The 18,154-nt window shown below is 32.5% G+C and carries 16 protein-coding genes; 9 read left to right on the top strand and 7 right to left on the bottom strand.

Annotated elements, in window-relative coordinates; translation table 11 throughout:
- Positions 1 to 16: 16 nt before the first annotated feature.
- Positions 17 to 190: a hypothetical protein gene (locus B0A64_RS25265; protein WP_165769849.1), complete on the bottom strand. Its 174-nt coding sequence runs from the start codon at positions 188 to 190 to the stop codon at positions 17 to 19.
- 354 nt (positions 191 to 544) lie between these two features.
- On the opposite strand from B0A64_RS25265, the gene B0A64_RS25435 reads away from it, so the two are divergent.
- A complete protein-coding gene (locus B0A64_RS25435) occupies positions 545 to 1,531 on the top strand; it encodes a hypothetical protein (RefSeq protein ID WP_208863556.1) in 987 nt (328 codons plus the stop codon).
- Between the two features lie 188 nt (positions 1,532 to 1,719).
- A complete protein-coding gene (locus B0A64_RS19090; RefSeq protein WP_089481091.1) occupies positions 1,720 to 2,136 on the top strand; it encodes a lipocalin family protein in 417 nt (138 codons plus the stop codon).
- A gap of 106 nt (positions 2,137 to 2,242) precedes the next feature.
- Here the strand turns inward: B0A64_RS19090 and B0A64_RS19085 are convergent, their stop codons facing one another.
- The 3 genes from B0A64_RS19085 to B0A64_RS19075 all read right to left on the bottom strand — a co-directional run bounded on the left by B0A64_RS19085 (position 2,243) and on the right by B0A64_RS19075 (position 9,598).
- Complete coding sequence (locus tag B0A64_RS19085; protein ID WP_089481090.1) at positions 2,243 to 6,223, bottom strand: PAS domain S-box protein; 3,981 nt, start codon at positions 6,221 to 6,223, stop codon at positions 2,243 to 2,245.
- A gap of 12 nt (positions 6,224 to 6,235) precedes the next feature.
- A complete protein-coding gene (locus B0A64_RS19080) occupies positions 6,236 to 6,685 on the bottom strand; it encodes a response regulator (RefSeq protein WP_089481089.1) in 450 nt (149 codons plus the stop codon).
- A 564-nt stretch (positions 6,686 to 7,249) separates the two neighbouring features.
- Positions 7,250 to 9,598 (bottom strand): mechanosensitive ion channel family protein, encoded by a 2,349-nt coding sequence (locus B0A64_RS19075; protein WP_089481088.1) that lies wholly within the window; start codon positions 9,596 to 9,598, stop codon positions 7,250 to 7,252.
- A 621-nt stretch (positions 9,599 to 10,219) separates the two neighbouring features.
- On the opposite strand from B0A64_RS19075, the gene B0A64_RS19070 reads away from it, so the two are divergent.
- Positions 10,220 to 11,821, top strand: a complete 1,602-nt coding sequence (locus B0A64_RS19070) for a Na+/H+ antiporter (RefSeq protein WP_089481087.1) — start codon at positions 10,220 to 10,222, stop codon at positions 11,819 to 11,821.
- Here the strand turns inward: B0A64_RS19070 and B0A64_RS19065 are convergent.
- The 3 genes from B0A64_RS19065 to B0A64_RS19055 form a co-directional block, all read right to left on the bottom strand.
- On the bottom strand, positions 11,780 to 12,385 hold the full coding sequence (locus B0A64_RS19065; RefSeq protein ID WP_089481086.1) for a hypothetical protein: 606 nt from the start codon (positions 12,383 to 12,385) through the stop codon (positions 11,780 to 11,782). The two genes, B0A64_RS19070 and B0A64_RS19065, sit on opposite strands and share 42 nt — an antisense overlap.
- A 9-nt stretch (positions 12,386 to 12,394) precedes the next feature.
- The gene (locus B0A64_RS19060) at positions 12,395 to 14,146 is read right to left on the bottom strand and encodes a hypothetical protein (RefSeq protein ID WP_089481085.1); all 1,752 of its coding nucleotides are present in this window, start codon (positions 14,144 to 14,146) and stop codon (positions 12,395 to 12,397) included.
- Between the two features lie 123 nt (positions 14,147 to 14,269).
- A complete protein-coding gene (locus B0A64_RS19055; protein WP_089481084.1) occupies positions 14,270 to 14,491 on the bottom strand; it encodes a hypothetical protein in 222 nt (73 codons plus the stop codon).
- 557 nt (positions 14,492 to 15,048) lie between these two features.
- Between B0A64_RS19055 and B0A64_RS19050 the strand changes: the two genes are divergently transcribed.
- The 6 genes from B0A64_RS19050 (at position 15,049) to B0A64_RS19025 (ending at position 17,935) form a co-directional block, all read left to right on the top strand.
- Positions 15,049 to 15,369, top strand: a complete 321-nt coding sequence (locus B0A64_RS19050) for a hypothetical protein (protein WP_089481083.1) — start codon at positions 15,049 to 15,051, stop codon at positions 15,367 to 15,369.
- Between the two features lie 66 nt (positions 15,370 to 15,435).
- Positions 15,436 to 15,573, top strand: a complete 138-nt coding sequence (locus B0A64_RS19045; RefSeq protein ID WP_089481082.1) for a class IIb bacteriocin, lactobin A/cerein 7B family — start codon at positions 15,436 to 15,438, stop codon at positions 15,571 to 15,573.
- 64 nt (positions 15,574 to 15,637) lie between these two features.
- Complete coding sequence (locus tag B0A64_RS19040) at positions 15,638 to 16,537, top strand: hypothetical protein (RefSeq protein WP_089481081.1); 900 nt, start codon at positions 15,638 to 15,640, stop codon at positions 16,535 to 16,537.
- Positions 16,530 to 17,162, top strand: coding sequence for an ATP-binding cassette domain-containing protein (locus B0A64_RS19035; protein WP_089481080.1), 633 nt, complete (start codon positions 16,530 to 16,532; stop codon positions 17,160 to 17,162). Before B0A64_RS19040 ends, B0A64_RS19035 begins: the two co-directional genes overlap by 8 nt.
- A gap of 127 nt (positions 17,163 to 17,289) precedes the next feature.
- The gene (locus B0A64_RS19030; RefSeq protein ID WP_089481079.1) at positions 17,290 to 17,475 is read left to right on the top strand and encodes a hypothetical protein; all 186 of its coding nucleotides are present in this window, start codon (positions 17,290 to 17,292) and stop codon (positions 17,473 to 17,475) included.
- A 22-nt stretch (positions 17,476 to 17,497) separates the two neighbouring features.
- Positions 17,498 to 17,935, top strand: coding sequence for a hypothetical protein (locus B0A64_RS19025; RefSeq protein WP_089481078.1), 438 nt, complete (start codon positions 17,498 to 17,500; stop codon positions 17,933 to 17,935).
- Positions 17,936 to 18,154: the final 219 nt, after the last annotated feature.

Here is an 18,154-nt window from a genome sequence, read left to right as displayed (position 1 = left end):
TAAATATTTAATATTATTAATTTTTTACTGGTGGTGGTGGAACAGGTATTGGAGCATCACCAGGTCCGTCAGCATACGTAGGTATTGCAGGTTTAGTAGTTGTTTTAACATCATCATAATCATCAGCAGTACAAGAAAATAAAGTAGTGCTCAATAGCGCAAACGCTCCCAAAATAAGTAATTTTTTCATTTTTATATGATTTAAAATTGGACATGGGTATTGCTGTTCGGAACTTTTCCGAATGTTGGTTTAATGCAATACCAAATTGTTTTGGGAAGTGTGGTGCGTAGAACAGTAAGAGTTTTGTTTATACTTCCCAGATAAACTCCGTCTTACGGTTTTCCGCATTTTTAATAGAACTAGTTTTGTATTTTTGTTTTAATTCGATATCGAACAAGAACTAATTCTGAGGCAAAGTAACAACGCTTATGAGCCTGCATTGACAGGGCATTCCGGGAATTCCGTTCTATTTTTTGAAGTCCTGATAATTCCGTAAAAGTCCTTAAAAATCCGAGTAAGAAATCCTTAAAATTCCTAAAGCTTATGCCAAACAATACTTTTGAAGATTATAAAAAAGCCGTTAAAAATAAATATGAGATAGAAAAAAACGGCGAGCATTTTGTTTATTTGAATAATCCCACCAGAGCAAAACTTCGTAATTTTTGTTGGGAGTTATTTCAGCAACAAAATAGAACTCAAGATGATTTAAGTGTTTTCAATTCTTTATTAGGTTTGCCTTTTGATATTAACAGAAAGAACAAGTTTGATGAACAAATTGATAAGTTCAGACCTATTGATAATTTTTTTAAAGGAGAAACTGATCCCGCAAATATTGATGCGGTAAATCTTGCTGCAATCCTGGTAGATTTTAAAGCAAGACCTTTTAATAAATTTAGAATTCAGAGTTTATATGAAGATGAAACCCAAACTGATACTGGAAACAAATCGCAAAAGGATCAAACTGATAGTTCCCGAATTCTGGAATCGTTTATAACTAAAAAAGAAAGAGAAAAAGGAAAGGAAAAAGGTACAGAAGATGAAAATGAAAAAGGAAATGAGAAAGTAAAAGGAATTAGTGTTGAAGTAATCCAGCCAAAACCCATTACTTTATTTGGGAATTCTAAACCAGAGAAAGTAACAACAAAACCCCCAGTAAATTGGAAACCTGTTATAATAGGTGTTGCAATAATTTTGGTTTTAGGACTTGCAGGAATCTTTTTTGCTTTTCCAAATAAAGAGTGCATGCAATGGTCGGATGATCATTATGAAATTGTAGATTGTGATTTGAAAATACAAGGTATCGGAACTTATAGTAACATTGAAATTTTAGATCCAACTCTTGTTAATCTTAAAAAAGTAAAAGTGTGCGATACTACAACTTGTTTTGATAAAAACGGAGTTGCTATTATATGGTATGCGAAAACGGCAAACGGAATTGATTTTTTTAATGTTCATGGCAGGCATCCTGAAAATAATAGTCCGTTAAGACCTGTGACACATTATATTTTGAATAAGTACGTGAGAAAGTAAAAAGTAAATAAAGTGTAAAACTCGAATATAATTTGAGATAATTACTACCGTATTGATAATATAAATACGGTTTCGTAAAACAATTCTTTAAAAATGAATGTAATTATGTAAATCAAACCGAAAATTATAGAACATCGTTGGAAGACTTTAAAACTAATTTAGCATAAATAATTTTAAAGAAATCAAACATGAAAACTAAAAGAATATTATTCGGATTATTATTGAGCATCGGTTTATTTGCAGGATCTTGTAGCAGCGATGACAATGAAGGGGAAACAATCATTCCAATACAAGGTAAATACAACCTAAGTCAGACAGGAACAATTATCAACGGGCAGGAAGTATTAATCGATGCTCCGCAAAATGCAGCGGGATGTAGTAGAGATTATCTGGATCTAAGATTGAGTAATGCTGCGGTTATAGGGGATTATAACGGTAGTGATTGTGCCTTGACAGAAACTACAGGAACTTATGCTAGATCTCATAATGATTTAACAATTAGTATTGGTGCTACAAGTACAACTAGCGACATCATGAACCTTACAAACAAAGAATTGAAAATAAAAGATAAAACTACTGGTATTATTACTGTTTATACAAGATAATCGACCCAAAGTAAAATCTTTAATTCTTAAGGAGAATTAAAACAAAAACGGAAATAACTTTACAAAAGTTATTTCCGTTTTTTATTTTTTAGTGTTGCCAATAAAACTAAACTACAGGAATATAAATATCAAAAGTAGCTCCTTTGTTTTGTTCGCCTTTTGCAGTGATGATTCCGTTATGGTTTTCTACAATTTTTTTTACGATTGCAAGCCCAATCCCGGTTCCGGTGTATTCCATTTTTCCGTGTAAACGCTGAAATACTTCGAATATTTTTTTGCTGTATTGGGGTTCAAAACCAATACCATTATCAGAAAGGCTAATATGGCAGTAATTTGTTTCCGGTGATAAAGAATCATGGTCTAAATTTTTTCCTTTGGCAAATTCGCAATTTATTTTTATTACTGTAGGAATACCAGGATTCGAAAATTTTAACGAATTACTGGCGAGGTTGTACAATAATTGTCTGAATTGAAATGGAATTATACTGGCTTCGCAGGTTTTGCTAATTTCGATTGTAGCGCCTTTTTGCTCGAGTTCTTCTTTTAAATCTTCTTTTACTTCGTCGATAATTTTAGAAAGATCGATTTTTTCGAATTTTCTTTCCTGAATGTTGGTTCTCGAATACGAAAGTAAATCGTTTATAAGGGTTTGCATTCGCTGTGCGGCATTTTGCATACGTTGAAATTTATCCTTTCCAAAATCTGATAACTTGTCTGATTCTCTCTCGATAATTTGCGTTGCAAAGGTTTGAATTTTTCGTAACGGTTCCTGCAAATCATGACTAGAAATGTAGGCAAAAGACTGAAGCTCTTTGTTCATTTGCTCCAATTCAACATTTTTTTGCTCGAGTTCTTTGGTTCGTGCCGTAACTTGTTTTTCTAATTCCTGAGTAAATGCTTTTTCTGTCTGGATATCTGTAAAAGCGCCCACCCACTTAATAATTTTATTGTCTTTGTTCAAAACAGGTTCTCCAATTACAGAATGCCATCTGTAAGTCCCGTCTTTTCTTAAAACCCTGACATCTGTTTTATAAACTTCTCCTGTTGCCAGGCTGTTGCTCCATATTTTCTTGTTTTGTTCAAAGTCATCAGGATGAATCATGGCTTTCCATTCGGCTTCACCGGCAGGTACGACGCCTGTATATTCTAACCATTTGCCAGAAGTAAACAATGCATTTCCTTTTTCGTCTGTTTCCCAGATAAGTTGAGGAATACTTTCGGTTAGGGAGCGGAATTTTTTTTCGCTTTCTTCTATTTTTTTTCTGGCTTCGACCTTTTCAGTAACATCAATCAGGGTCATTTTTATTCCTGAAATCGTATCGTCTAATTCGCGTTGCGGTGCATATTCAAAATCAATATACATTTTATGTTCACTGTTATCTGTGTTTAAATACAACAATGATTCAGACTCCGAGTGTACATTTCCGCTGGCGTAAACTTCATTTAGGAGTTTGGCATATTTTTGTTTTTTAAGTTCCGGGAACACCTCTAATATACTTTTGCCCTGAACATCACTTTCATTTTTTCGCCATATATTTTTCAAAAGTGCGGCATTGACCATTTCAATAACCATATCTTTTCCTTTCAGGATCGCTTTTGGCACAGGAGATTCCATGACTAGTTTACGGAATCTTTTTTCGCTTGCTTCAAGTTCCTGCTGATGATTTTTTTCGTCTGTAATATCTCTTACGGTTCCCAACAATTTTTCGGGATTATTCTCAGCGTCATAAAACATTTTTCCTCTTGCCTCAACCCAATGAATTGATTGATCGTCCCATATTAATCGGGCTTCATAATGAATATATCCGGATGAAATGGCTTCTTTAAACGCACGTTCCCGTATGTGCATATCATCCTGATGTACGTGATTAAGCAATTGTTGATGGCTTAGACTTTCTTCGTTTTTAAATCCGGTAACTATTTCAAGATACCGTTTAGAATATTGCAGGTCTTTTGTTTTTACATTCAATTCCCAGGTTCCCAATTCGCTGGCTTCGACTATAATATTAAGTCGTTCCTCATTGAGTTCTGTTTTTTTTCTGGCTTCGACTTTTTCAGTTACTTCTGTAACCGTTACTATAATCCCGGAAATTTCTCCGTTTTCTTCTTTTAAAGGATGGTATAAAAAATCAAAATAGAAAATTTCCTGTTTTCCATATCGGTTTATGGGTACAGGTACTTCGTTTCCATGAAACGAAATTCCGGTAGTAAAAACGCCATCCAAAAGATCGCTTACAGATTCTTTTACTTCCGGCAGGGAATCAAACAAAGGTCTGTTTACAAATGTAGATTCTTCTCTGCCTACAAGTTTTAGGTAGGTTTCATTTGCCATTTCGACAATATGTTCCGGACCACGCAAAATGGTGATTCCAACAGGAGCTTGTTTTACTGTATTTCTAAAACGTTTGTCTGCTTCCTCAATTTTTTGTCTTGCAATAACCTGTGGTGTATTATCGAGAACCCAAATCGCAATTTTGGTTACTTCTCCTTCTGTATTTTTTAGCGGGGCATAAACAAATGTAACATATACTTTTTCTGCTCTGCCATGCCTGATGAGGATCATTTCTACTTCATTGGCAAAAAAAGGAATACCTTTATCGACTACTTTTTGAAGTTCTTTTTCATAATAAGGTTTTACTTCGGCAAAAGTTTCCCAATAGTATTTTCCGGCAATTTGCTCAAGCGGTTTTCCTGCAACTTCAACAAAACTATCATTTACAATTTCGCTTACCAGCGTGTTTGCATCAAGAACGCAAATACCAATTGGTGATTGCAAAACCATACTGTGTAAGTTTTGCTCGCTTTCTTCGATTTTTTTCTTGGCTAGGTTTAAGTCAGTCAGGTCAACACCGGTATTCATTACACCATAAACATTCCCGTTTAAATCGTAGATGGGTGTTAAGCTGTAATTAAAATAATAAGTGCCCAGTTTTCCATCTACAGTAAGATCTAAAGGGGTATTTTGGGTATGAAACGATTTTCCGGTATTTAAAACTTCTTTAATTTGTTCAAAAACCAATTGATTATCAAGTTCGGGAAGAACCTCTTTAAATGATTTTCCGATAACATTATTGCCTTTTCCCCATACTTTAATAATAGAGTCATTGGCTAGTTCTACAATCATTTCTTGGCCTACATACAAAGCAATCGGAAAAGGGGCATTTTCTACCAGCTCTCTTACTTTTTGCTCGCTTTCTTCGACCTTCGACCGGGAAAGTACCTGATCTGTAACTTCTATCGCAACGCCTACAACACCAGATATACTGCCGTCAGTTTCTTTTAGGGCTTCGTATACAAAATTGAGATAAGTATCTTCTATTTTACCGTTACGGGGTAATTTGACCAATTGTTCATTGGCGATAAACTTCTCGCCGGTATGGTAAACATTATTTAGAACATCTTCGAGATATTGATTTCTGGTTTCGGGCAAAGCTTCAAAAACAGGTTTATTAATAATTTCGCTGGCATCTACTCCCCATAATTTAATCATTTGAGCGTTTGCAATTTCTACAACGTGATCTTTACCTCTCATGACACACATGGCAACGGGAGCCTGCATGATGTTGTTTTTAAATTGAGTATTGCTTTGCTTGAGGGCTGTTGTGGCTTTTACTTTTTCTGTGGTTTCGATCACGGTAACCAAAACACCGCCTACTTCGCCATCTTCTTTTTTGATTGGGCAATACGAGAAATCAAAATAACAATCTTCATCATATCCATTTCGGCTTAATGTCAATTTGAAATCAGGAAAACTAACAGAATTTCCTTTTATTACATCCTCAAACATAGGAGCAATAGTATTCCAGGCTTCGGCAAATGTAATTTGCGAACTAATTCCTAAAGCTTTAGGATGTTTTGAGCCCAGAATTTGGCTGTACCTGTCGTTGTATAATTGCGTAAAATCTTGTCCCCATACAATGTACATTCCAAACGGATTGTTGAGCATTACAGCAACCATAGTCTTAAGGCTTTGTGGCCAGTTTTCAGGATCTCCCAAAGATGTTTTACTCCAGTCTTTGGCCCTAATCTGAGCTCCCATTTCGCCTCCATCGGTCAAAAAATAATGTGTATTATTTGTAAAACTCATTCTAAAAATCAGTTAGGGTTGCAGTATAAAGTGTTCTCTTAGAGGTTGTTTAAGATTATTTTCGAATGCTATGGTTAGCGCATTTTCGATCACTTTTTTTAATTTAGAGAATTCGCCCGGTTTGCGAATGTAATAGGTTGCACCTTTTTTAAACATCTGATCTACAATGTCATTGTCGAGAGAGGTAGAAAAAATAATAACAGGAAGATTTTTGTATTCTTCTTTTTCTTTTATTTCAGTCAAGCATTCTGAACCATTTTTTCGGGGCATATTGAGATCAAGAAAAAGTATGTCCGGCAAATTAGTAGAGAAATTATGGGCTAAAAAATCCATCAGTTGTACTCCGTCATTTACAGTCACAAGAGATACAGGAAGCGACAATTCGTCAAGGGCTTCTTTAAAAAAAGCGCAATCATCTTCATCATCATCGGCTAGTAATAGATTGTAATGCTGTTTATTCATTTTGAATATGCTAATTTTTATAGGTTTAAAATTAAACTATTCTGAGGTTAGCGCAATACCTAAAATTTTAAGAGGCTATTTCTCCTTTTTTTAAGACTGATTTAATGCCAAAATTCATTTAACTCTGCTAAGATAGGATTAATTCTATTACAAGTAATCAAGGGCATACCGATAATTTTAACGCTTTTAGGGTTAATTCTGTAATCGATTTGTTCTTAAATTAACGTCTTTGAATTTAAAGAGTTAGTGATCTTAATGTTTATGTTGGAAATCTGCTTCAAAAAAAATCCTCCAAATTAAATATTTGAAGGATTTAAGATATAATCTAAACAGGTTTTATCGTTGGGTGTACTTTATTTTAACGCATAGAAACATAGCTTTTGGACCTTAAAAAAGGCGTTTCACTTATTTAAAATACACATAGCCTGGCTATGTGAAAGAAATGTATTTCTTTTTGCATTCTTTTTAGCTAAAAAAATCTATGTTTCTATGTGTTATATATATTGACCCAAGCGAAGCGAACAGACGAAGTAATTACACTCAACGGGTTTGTTTTATAATTTTTTATGTTGAAAGGGTTAAACCTTTGGCTTTAAAACTACTAAAAAGTACTTGACGTGCGCTGCTGATGCTTTCTTCGGTACGGTAAATACTACACCAGAATTTTACCAGCAGTTTAAATTGCCCTTCTGAAATCGAGTTGTAATAAATTTGCGGAGGTTTGGTATTATTCACCAACTCCATAGTTTCAAGAGATTCTAAGATAAGTGCGTTAATATCTTCAGGCAAAACGTCTCCGGTAACTTCAATGGCAATTTCTACCAATTTAAAATTGTCCGTATAGGTCCAGTTCGTTATATTTTGAGATAGTAAATTACCATTCGGGATAATAATTTCGGCACCATTTGCTGAGTTGATTTTGGTGGTACGCAATCCCATCGATTTTACACGACCGGTTTCAGAGCTCACATTGATAACGTCACCAATCTGGATAGGCTTATCAAAAATTAAAATAATACCGGAAACAAAATTATTAACCACACTCTGTAGTCCAAGTCCAACACCTACACCCAAAGCTCCCAGCAAAATACTTAGTTTGTCTAATGGCATTCCGGATGCGGCAACCGCCAGAAGATAACCACAAATTAACACAACAAGTCTGGTGATGAGTAATTTAGAGTGTTGTTTTTTGTTGATGTTTTCCTCGTTTTCATCATCAACTTCCCCAAAAAAGTAAGCGACATAATTTTGTAATAAATGGGCAACCCAGATGATGATAAAAAACAATACAATGTTTCCTAACGTAAAAGTGATGCTTCCAATCGTATTAGGATGTGTTAATAAAGTAGCCAATCCGGTACGCAACGATTCCCAGATATTCAGGTTTGCTGCGATAACGATAATCCACATATAACTAATGACAATTATAAAAGGCTTTTTCAGTGTATCTGACAAGCTTTCGTAGTCAAAAATCTTTTCGATGCCACGTTTAACTCTTGTGGTGTAAATTTGTAAAAGTATAATCTCTAACACTATTTTCAAAAGTACACTCAGGGCGACAATTTGAGTGATAGAGATAAAAGCGGTAAGGCTTAACATATTGGCAAGCGAAACCCGTCCGAAAATATTATTAAGTACTGCCAAAACATTCAGACCTATAAAAATTATAGTGGCCCATTTTAAAAATCCTTTAATATAAAGTTGGTCTTTGATGCTTTTGATCTGAAATAAACCATAACGAATTCCTAAAATATTGATCACAATAAAAGCGCAACGTTGTATAAATCCTACTGCAATAAAAAGGTCTAAGAAACACAGGATAAAAAATAAGATTAACAAAAGGACCCAATTGCGCATCGATCCTTTTGACCAATTGTCTTTAAAAAGAAAAGTAATAACTGCCAGAAGTACCAACTGAATAATTTCGATAAACATTGCCGGAGCATACAAATTACTTACTACGGCTATATTAAGCCCAATAACAGCGACCGGAAGTATAATACCTCTGTTTAAATATTTGAAGTTAAACTTAGCCAGGTTTTCAGTATGTCCGTTGCTTTTAAGGTATTTTAAATTGCGTGAAATGTACCAACCCAGTAATCCCATTAATAAAAATAAAGAGATCAGACCGCCAGCTCTGTAACTGAGGTAATAAGCAGCTACATTTTCTTCGATGATTACTTTGGCTTTGATATTTTGCCCTACTACTTTTTTATTGACAGAATCGCTTGTACTCCATAAGGCAGGATATTCTTTTTTAAGCATGCTAATTCCGGATTGCTCAAGTCTGGTCTCTACTACGATTAAGGCATTCGAAACCGAAATTTTTCTTTGTACTGTAATCCTTTTATTCGTATTTAGAATTCCCTGATTTTTAGTCATCAGACTGTCTGTAGTCAGGTATCTCTTTTTAAGATTCGCGAATTCTTTGCTAAATTGCTTGCGACGAACCGTATCCTTCAAAAGAGCCATTAGGGTTGTGTCCTTGCGCAAATCGATTACCCGCCTCTTAATTTTTTCAAGATTTTGATTGCGTAAATTGATTGCTGCATTCTGATCGTCAAGTTCCTGCTGAATCTCTTTGAGCACAATGCGATACATTTGCTGATTGCGCACATTAGGATTCGCTCCTTTTAAACTTGCCAGAATAAGATCAAGTTTGCTTTGTGTTCTTTTGATTTCGCCAAATAAGTGATGACTGTTTCCGTCAAACTCGGCGTCATTGTGAGCAGATTCTAAAACTTCACCCACCTTTTCGATTGCCATTAAATAATCGCTGTCTGTAGCAGATTCTTCAAATAGTTTTGATCGGGTTTCGGTTTTTTTAGGTGTGGTTTGAGAGTAGGTTAGTGGTGCATAAAAAAAGACTGCCAGTAAGGCAAGCATACCAATAAAATTTCTTTTCTGAATCATAATGTAAGGCAATGAATTTAAGGTTCAAATGTAATTTTTTTTAGGTTATTTATGATGTAAACTATGATAAAATTTGGTTAAAAGAGATTTTGTCACCTAGTTTCTTTTTACCATTCCGATAGCTATCGGGATAAATGAATTATAATGATTTTTGATAAAGTTGCTACATGTTTTGATCTCAAATAAAAAAGATAAGCTATTAAAAAAAAATCTTTTTAATCCTTTTAATCTGTGGCAAAAAATATTTTAACACATAGAAACATAGGTTTAGCAAATGCAAAAAAAGCATTTCGCTTTACATAAATTCGCATAGTTGGGTTATATGATGCTCCTTATTTTCGGTATTGAGATAAAAATCTTTTAGATCCTTTTAATCTGCGAGAAAAAATCTTTTAACACCTGGAAACATAGGTTTAGCAAATCCCAAAAAAGCGTTTCACTTTACATAAATCCGCATAGTTGGGGTATATGATGCTTCTTATTTTCGGCATTGAGATAAAAAACTTTTTAATCCTTTTAATCTGTGGCAAAAAAAGACTCTGTACATTCATAGTTTTCTCAAAGATTTAAAAATATTATATTCGTACTCTCATTACCGCCAAAATCACTAAACAATTCGAAATGGAAAATATTACTGTTATTATCATGTTACTTTTTGGGGTGGCTTTTTTGAGCCTGATAAGTAAAAAATACAATTTCCCAATTCCAATTGTACTGGTACTTTGTGGTGTAATCATTAGCGTTATTCCGGGTCTTCCGGTAATTGCCTTAAGTCCCGAAGTGGTTTTTATTGTCTTTTTACCACCTCTTTTATACCATGCAGCGTGGTACACCAGCTGGTCAGATTTTAAACAAACCATTAGACCCATTACTTTGGCAGCTGTAGGATTGGTGCTTTTTACGACTGTTGCTGTAGCCGTTGCCGCTCATCTGTTGATAGCTGATATCTCCTGGCCGTTGGCTTTTTTATTGGGGGCAATTGTTTCTCCGCCTGATGCGGTTTCGGCCACTTCTATAACAAAAGGATTGGGTTTGCACCCAAGGTTGATTGCCATTATCGAAGGCGAAAGTCTGGTCAATGATGCGAGTGGTCTGGTGGCTTACAAATATGCTTTGACGGCAATTACAGCCGGAAATTTTGTGCTCTGGCAAGCCGGATTAAATTTTGTTGTCATGTCGGTTTTAGGAATCGCCATAGGTTTAGCCGTTGGGTATATCATGAGTTATATTCATAAAAAGTTTGTTTGCGATGAGGTGATCGAAGTTACCCTGACCTTGCTAACGCCTTTTGCTTCTTATTTAATAGCAGAACATTTTGAATCCTCGGGTGTTCTTGCCGTAGTGGCGACCGGTCTTTTTCTTTCGGCGCGATCAGGAACAATTTTTACACACGAAAGCCGAATCATGACGGGAACAATTTGGAGTGTTCTAACGAATATCCTAAACGGTTTGATCTTTATCTTAATCGGGCTTCAGTTGCGACAAATTATGTTAGGAATCGGCGATTATTCCGGTTGGTCTTTGTTTATTTGGGGGGCTTCGGTGAGTTTGGTCGTTATTCTGGTGCGCTTTTTATGGGTAATTCCGGCAACTTTGCTTCCGAGATTTATCAGTAAAAAAATCCGTTTGCAGGAAGAATTCGATTTCCGGAACATGATTATTTTTGGCTGGTCCGGAATGCGTGGTGTGGTGTCGATGGCAGCAGCTTTGGCACTTCCGTTAATGATGAACGAATCAGAAGTATTCCCATTGCGAAATCTGATTATTTATCTCGTGTTTTGCGTGATACTATCTACCCTGGTCATTCAGGGACTTACTTTGCCATGGCTGATCAAGAAATTAAAAGTAGAACCATATTCCATAATTGCCGAAGAATACGAAATTCGGAACATGATCGTTTCGCAAACCATCACCCATATCGAAGATAATTTTTCGTTACTCAACGATGATTTACTGCACAATATAAAAAGCAAATACGAAGTAAAATTCAACCGCCTTCAAAAAACCGAACTTCCAGCCAATTTTTTCGGAAAAGGAAAATTAATGGGTGGGGAGATCTTCAACGATTTTACCAAACTACAAATTGATCTCTTGAATGTAGAACGCGGTAAACTGGAATCAATGCACAAATCCGGTTCTGTCAATGAAGAGATTTTCAGGAAGATTGAGAAAGAACTGGATTTAGAAGAGACAAGGTTGTGGATGGAGATGTATGAGGAGTAGGCTATATTGTAATAATTTAATATTGCATATTGCGATATGCAATATGATGGTATAATGTTTTGTTTTAAAGGTTTTTATTTTGTGATTTAATTCTTCTAAATTTAAGTTTTCAGAATATGGTAATATAAAATCGATAGACACAATTCTTGATTTTTCTTTTCTTAATAATTCAACAATACTTTTTATGTAATCAATGCGTATGTTTTTATAAAATCGGAGTTGAATATAAGAACATTTTAATGACTCAAATTGAGGTATTAAAGCACTAAAATCATGAATGATTTCATCATAATCAATAATGATGTTTGTTATCAAACTCGGTGAATTCCATTCGGTACTCATTTTAGGAAATAAAGCTGGATTTGAATTAAAAAAAATAAGCCTATTACTAATTAAAAAAACAAAATATTCGTCAATTATTTCATCATATTGGTGTTCAAAATCAATTTTTATAGCTTCAATGGTCACTTTATCAGATTCTCCTATCCTTACAAAATCTTCGTCTAAACAATCCATAACATTATTAACAAAATCATCGACATCTTTGCTGTATATCAAAATCATAGTCTGTTTTTATTTGTCATAAAACTCCCAGTCGTCAGTAAGTTTCATGATGAGATTGAAGTTTTCGGCATAATAATCATCTGCGACTTTTGGATTCTTAGGATTGTATGCTTCAATCAAAAAATTTCCATAATCCATAATAAAACTATTAGGATTGCTGAATTTGAAACTTATTTTTCTAATCTCTACATCACTTCTTGTTCCACATGATTTTGAATTGTATAGATTGCCTTTGTAAATATGAAAACAAGAATCAAATTCGTTGCCATTATTACCACTTCTCTTGCTGTCATATTCGAAAGAAGAAATGCTTTTATGCAGCAGTTCGTTTAAAACAGCCAGATTTTCGGGCTTTTGTTGCAGAGCATGAATAATTAGAATATTAAAATCAGGAAAAGATATCAAAGTGGTATCTCTTTTTATATAGGCACCTATTTTTTCTTCGGATGGGTAACCTTCTTTTTTTAATAAATCAATAAATTTACCGGTTACTCTTTCTGAGGTTTCATATAATTCTTTCGGTTTTTTTCGGTTTTCCAATCCATAATCAGCCTGATCTTCGTTGACTAAGTCATCTAGTCCTTTTTTTAGATTAAGGTTCCAGTTGCTTTGGGTCAATTTACAGATTGAGTCGTACTTTAGACTAAAATTTTTCCATTCCGGATTTTTTCGTAAACTATTAAAAATCTTAGCATTAAAGTACGGCAATTCAATTCCTTTTAGAGCCAGTTTTTCGCTCCATACAAAAGCAGCTTTGATGTCTCTGGACAAAATCGCGCAACGAACAGCGTTATGAATATCTCTGGCAAACAATATGGGATAATTTTGACTCAACAAATTATATTCTTCTTTAGCTTTCGCATATTGCCTGCTTAGAATATAATTCTCGGCTTTTTGTGTAGCGGTATAATAAGTGATTTCTTGCTTTTGTGTCTTTTCTTTTTCAATATCTGCTATTAACTTGTTAGCAGTAATTATAGGTCTGCACTCAGGTTTTTCCTTTTGGATTACTTTTTTTTGTTGATTTTTTTGTGGATCATAAATCATAGATCCCAAATCAAAAATCTCAGAATAACTTGAGACTGAACCAAATGCAAGCAAAGTGTTTTTTGTAACTTTTCCGCTTATTTTAAAAGGCTGTTTTGTCCCAAGAATTGTTCTGTAGGGGGAATGTTTTTTAAAATAAAAAGCAGGAAATATGTCCAGAATTGTAGAAGTCTGATCTATTTCTTTGTTTTTTAGTGATACTTTTATACTATCTTTATTTACAATTTTACCTAGATAACGAACCTTTATAGTATCTGTTTTTTCTCCAATAAAAATGTCAATATAATTTTTTATTTTTTTTCTTTTAATTAGTACGTTCGAACCCCAATCATCATTTCCACTCACAAAACCTTCTATAGCTATACTATTATCTTTTGGGTTATAAGTACATTTACTGATCTCTACTTTTAAAAAACACATGGATAAATGTTCTATATAATGAAAATTTTTATAAGTCTTGCTTCGAAATATTACTCCGTAATTAATTGTTCCTTTATAATTCCGGTCATCAACAAAATAAGATGTGCTGTCATTTGATTTGGGAACCCAATAAATTTTTTCATTCCATAAATTATATACTTCCTCAAATATTTTATTTTTTTCGAAATTGTTTTGATTATAGGTTTTATATTTTATCGGGCTTTGTCCCAATGATATATTTATAAAAACAATATTTATTAAAAGAATTAGGGATATTGTATCTATTTTTCTCAAAATAATAATTTGTTAGGTTAAAACGAAATAAGTAACTATTGAAAGTATTCAAAAAACAATTCTGAATTGTATTTGAGGCAATCCATAATTGAAAAAAATTAACTCATTTACAAGTTATTTTAGTTAACAAATATCTTGTACGTTGCTTCGGTCATGAAATGTCATAACTCCATTTCTATTAGAATCATAACCATAATCAAAATTCTTTAACTCACCAGATGCTCCATGCTCAGCGCAAATATTATCTGGGTCTGATTTAATACCCCCGCCATTTAGCATAAACATTTGTTCTTTTTTTAAAGTACAATCTTTAAACTTCTCTAATTTTAAACTTTCTAGTTTCATAATTTCTAAATTTTAATTAATAAATAGTTGTTTTAAAATAACCAACATCAATTTAATTTTCTGCAACTTACATTTTGCTTAAAAAAATTAAAGTAAGATTTTAGTTGCTACAAGTGTAGTTTATATTTTTTTATTATACTATTTTTCTTAAATAAATAACATTAAGATGATTTTTTTACCTATTTAAGTTGAATACTGCGACTCCTGAATAGATATTTTATTGATATCATCCAGGAATTCGATTTCTTGTAAAGGGAGCAATTGAGAAAAAACTTTTAATAATAAAGCTATATCTATAGATGAATTTTTGTCCTGATCCCGCCGGACATTCTATTTGCTCTTATGAATGTATCATCAAAAAAATCCATGTCAATTCTTTTTAAAGACAAATGCAATTGTCCCATCCTGATACTTTTAAAACTTATAATGGACGGTTCCTAATCACAACTATTTTAATTTCAACTTTAATATAAAAAGAATTATCTGCAGTTAGTTAACATAACTGTTTTTAAATTCTTAAAAGGTTTTGTGTTTTATTAATTTTAAAGTCAATAACTATGAATTTTATTAAACAAATTGAAAGAATTAAAAGAATACACAAGTTAATTAGTTCTGAACAAACGGGTACACCCAGCATGTTTGCAAGAAAGTTGTGCTTAAGCAGAAGCCAGCTTTATAATGAATTAGAGGTTATTAAAGAATTTGATGGCCCAGTAAAATATTGTAAAAAAAGAGAAAGCTTTTATTATGAAACCTCTTTTGAGTTGATAGTACACTTTTCGTTAAAAACCATTAAAGATGATGAATCAATAGAAATTTTTGGAGGTTCTAACTTCCGTCCAATTATATTAGACGGAAGTCTTATAAGTTTGCTATAACAAAAAAGTTCTCGAGAAAATAATTTTTGTTAAAGATTATTAACTAACCCTTTAATATTTGAAATTATGGAATTAGCATTAGTGAATTTAGAAGATTTTGGATTAGTAGAGCTTAATGCTCAAGAAATTCAGGAGATCGACGGTGGGATTATCCCATTAGTGATTGCAGTTTTCCTATTATGGGGAACACATCAAGCGTATTAATTGCGGGAAATTTAAAGGAGCGTATTTACTATTTAGTGATTCGCTCCTTTTTTTACTATAAAATATGATAAATGTAGTTCAAACTTTGTTATTAATTCGTCTAAGAAAATTTCTCCCTCCTAAGGATAAATTAGCTTTAGTAATTTTTCTGTTTGCTTATTTGCTGTTTTTTTTCTGTTTGAATGAAAAATTTCAAGTCATAAGAAACTACTCACTTTTGTTCTCTTTAGATATTTTTTTCTATCATATAAACAGAAAAGACATTGAATTACTAAAACTAAATAGAAAATGGAAATTAATATTATTTGGAGAATATTTTGTTTATAGTTCCTTCTATTTGGCTTTGTTTTTTATTAATAAAGAGTACTTGCTGGCTTTAATATATCTTGCCTTAACAGTTACTTACATTATTATTGCTCCGGAATTTTACGGTAAAATAATTAAGTACCCATTTAGATTGTTTGATCCATTTTGGCATATGTGCTGGCGGAGAAATAAATTAATTTTATTTCTCCCTATAACTATTTTTTTGGTCGTTGTTGGAGATTTATACCACAATAAAAATCTTATCAGAGCTTCGTTTTTTGTAGCTTCATTATTTAGTGCTCTACCTTCTTTTCAAAGGGAAGGTTATGAAAGCATAAAAATAAGTCATTATTGCGGGAAGGATTACCTCTATAAACAATTCAAGACGGCAATTGTGAATTCTTTAATCATAACGATACCGTTAATTATTGTGCTATGCTTATTTCAAGAATGGGTTTTCTTATGTTTTACTCCTCTAATTTTTACTATTCCAATACTTAATATCATATTCAAATATTCATTTTTTAATAATCAATTTAAACATCAACTTATGTTTACTCTTTTTTTAAGTATGCTTCCATTGGGAATATCTGTTATTGCTATTCCGTTTTTGTATTTAAAATCAATTAAAACAATTAAAGTTATACAGCATGTTTAAAATTGATATAAAAAATAAATCCTATAAAAATAAGACCGTTTTGCAGAATATTTCGATTTCGATATCTAAAAATGGAATTTATGGTGTTGTAGGGAAAAACGGAGAGGGAAAAACTACTTTATTTAAGTGTATAATGGGCTTAACTGCCTTTGATGGTTCTATTGCTTATGCGACAGAATCCTCTCTTCATGGCAAAATAGCTTGGTGTCCTACTGAACCTGTAATTTATGATGAATTGACTGCAAAAGAATTTGCAATTTTTTACCAGGAATTATTAAATATTGAGAGTAATAATTTTCAAATGTTTGATGTACCTCAGGATAAATTTATCAAGGAATTTTCTACAGGGATGAAGAAGAAAGCCTATTTGAATGCGTTGCTCCAAAAAAAATATTCCATTTATGTTTTTGATGAACCTTTCAATGGATTGGATTTAGAATCAAATTATTTATTGATGAGCTATATCAGGCAATTATCCAAAACTAGTATTGTTTTTATTTCCTCTCATATTCTTGAAAGTCTTTATAAAGATTGTGATGCTATTTTTGTAGTAAAAAACACTAAAATAATCACATTTGAAAAGTCGCAATATCCTGAAATAGAAGAAGAATTATTTTTAAAATAGAATAGATAATTTAAACTTCCGTCCAATTTTATTAGACGGAAGTCTTATAAGTTTGTTGTAACAAAAAAGTACCCGACAAAATAATTTTTGTTGAAGTTTATTAACTAACCTTTTAATACTTTAAATTATGGAATTAGAAAATTTAAATTTATTAAAGCTCAACGCTCAAGAGATTCAGGAAGTTGAAGGAGGAGGTATTTTTAGAGTTGTTTCCTATCTACTTGATGCCGCTGCAGTATATGATGCGATAGAAGATTTTAAATCTGGATGGAATTCCGTTTCAGATAGTCAGGTATCAAGTGGGAGTTGGTAATTATAATTAATTAAAATAGAGAATGAACTCTTTCTTAAAGACTTTTGGAAAAAAAAATATTATTTACATTTTTAAGTATTTAGTATTATCCATTGGTATTGTTCTTTTTATAGAAAGTATAAGTTTTTTTCTGAATTTAGAAGAACCCAAAGGCAGTAAAATAGAGGAAAGGTTTATTAATAATTTAATTTGGAGTAGTATTGGGGCGATTTTCTTTTCTCCATTATTAGAAGAACTTGCATTTAGATTATCATTAAAAAAAAGTAAGTATTTTGTCATTAGTATTGTTATTTGCTTTGTTTTCCTTTTATCATCAAAGTTTATTTACCATCAAATTATTATCTCATTATTCATAGTAATGATTTTAGTTAATCAGTTTGAAAACATAATTTATCATGGCTTAACTAAGGTTTTACTTGTTTTTTTTTTCGATTATGAGTTTTGTGATGATACATTTTGATAATTATAATGAGGAAGAATTAAATCATTTAAATCATTTGGAGTTAGTCTTTCTTTTTATGCCTCAACTTATTTTTAGTATTATACTTACTAAGGTTCGATTAGAAACATGCTTTTTAAATACATTAATAATTCATTCCCTTTATAATTTAATTATTTTAACATTGGCTTTATTTTTTAATTATTAATACTTTTTATTATGAATTACATTGAATTAAAT

It is taken from the genome of Flavobacterium araucananum, assembly GCF_002222055.1.
Lineage (GTDB): Bacteria > Bacteroidota > Bacteroidia > Flavobacteriales > Flavobacteriaceae > Flavobacterium > Flavobacterium araucananum.
Note: the sequence above shows the minus strand (reverse complement) of the source record. Positions and strands in the feature narration are given on the sequence as shown.